Here is a 1313-nt window from a genome sequence, read left to right as displayed (position 1 = left end):
ATGGCCAAGGAAAAGTTCGAACGCACGAAGCCGCACGTGAACATCGGCACGATCGGTCACGTTGACCACGGCAAGACGACGCTGACGGCGGCGATCTCGATGACGCTGGCGAAGGCCGGCGGCGGCAAGGCGATGAACTACGCCGACATCGACAACGCGCCGGAAGAAAAAGCGCGCGGCATCACGATCAACACGTCGCACGTCGAGTATGAGACGGCCAACCGTCACTACGCGCACGTCGACTGCCCGGGCCACGCCGACTACGTGAAGAACATGATCACGGGCGCGGCTCAGATGGACGGCGCGATCCTGGTTTGCTCGGCCGCTGACGGCCCGATGCCGCAGACCCGCGAGCACATCCTGCTGTCGCGTCAGGTCGGCGTTCCGGCGCTGGTGGTGTTCCTGAACAAGGTCGACATGGTCGACGACGAGGAACTGCTGGAGCTGGTCGAGATGGAAGTGCGCGAGCTGCTGAGCTCGTACCAGTTCCCGGGCGACGACATCCCGGTGGTCAAGGGCTCGGCCCTGGCTGCGGTGGAAGATCGCGACCCGCACATCGGCGCCGAGCGCGTTCTGGAGCTGATGGCGGCGGTCGACAGCTACATCCCGCAGCCGGAACGTCCGATCGACATGCCGTTCCTGATGCCGGTGGAAGACGTGTTCTCGATCTCGGGCCGCGGCACCGTGGTGACGGGTCGCGTCGAGCGCGGCGTCGTCAAGGTCGGTGAAGAAGTCGAAATCGTCGGCATCCGTCCGGTTCAGAAGACGACCTGCACGGGCGTCGAAATGTTCCGCAAGCTGCTGGACCAGGGCCAGGCCGGCGACAACGTGGGCGTGCTGCTGCGCGGCACCAAGCGTGAAGACGTCGAGCGCGGTCAGGTGCTGTGCAAGCCGGGTTCGATCACCCCGCACACCAAGTTCGTGGCTGAAGCCTACATCCTGAACAAGGAAGAAGGCGGCCGTCACACGCCGTTCTTCACGAACTACCGCCCGCAGTTCTACTTCCGTACGACGGACGTGACCGGCATCGTGCGCCTGAAGGAAGGCGTCGAGATGATCATGCCGGGCGACAACGCCGAGCTGGACGTCGAGCTGATCACGCCGATCGCGATGGAAGAGAAGCTGCGCTTCGCCATCCGCGAAGGCGGCCGCACCGTCGGCGCCGGCGTCGTGGCCAAGATCGTCGAGTAATCGACGATCCTCGCCACGCGAGACTAAAGCCTAGGCGGGAGCTCGCTCCCGCCGGGGCCAAGATCGTCGAGTAATATCGACGGGCGGCTTTCGAGCCGCACAGTAAGAGTAGCGTAAGCGTA

General features: G+C 64.4%; 1 protein-coding gene. It reads left to right on the top strand.

Going from position 1 to position 1313, the window contains the following annotated elements:
• Positions 1 to 1191 (top strand): elongation factor Tu (gene tuf, locus BJP32_RS16645; protein WP_046654641.1); only part of this gene is annotated, 1191 nt, incomplete at its 5' end.
• Positions 1192 to 1313: the final 122 nt, after the last annotated feature.

It is taken from the genome of Brevundimonas sp. ZS04 (genome assembly GCF_001956865.1).
Taxonomy (GTDB): domain Bacteria; phylum Pseudomonadota; class Alphaproteobacteria; order Caulobacterales; family Caulobacteraceae; genus Brevundimonas; species Brevundimonas diminuta.
Note: the sequence above shows the minus strand (reverse complement) of the source record. Positions and strands in the feature narration are given on the sequence as shown.